Below are 254 nucleotides of genomic sequence, written 5' to 3'. Positions count from 1 at the left end.
CAGCACGACCTGTTGATGGCGAACTTCTTCGCCCAGACCCAGGCGCTCGCCTTCGGCAAGACCGCCGAGGAGGTCCGCGCGGAGGGTGTGCCCGAGGAGCTGGTCCCGCACAAGACCTTCCAGGGCAACCGGCCGACGACCACGATCCTCGCCACCGAGCTGACCCCGTCGGTGCTCGGCCAGCTGATCGCCCTCTACGAGCACAAGGTGTTCGTGCAGGGCGCGGTGTGGAACATCGACTCCTTCGACCAGTG

The 254-nt window shown here is 66.9% G+C and carries 1 pseudogene; it reads left to right on the top strand.

The annotated features are described in order from the left end of the window. A pseudogene (locus IG05_RS43380) lies at nucleotides 1-254 on the top strand (glucose-6-phosphate isomerase); the annotation flags it as partial.

It is taken from the genome of Streptomyces sp. NRRL S-1022, from assembly GCF_000720135.1.
Classification (GTDB): domain Bacteria; phylum Actinomycetota; class Actinomycetes; order Streptomycetales; family Streptomycetaceae; genus Streptomyces.
This window is presented reverse-complemented; position numbering and strand designations above follow the sequence as displayed.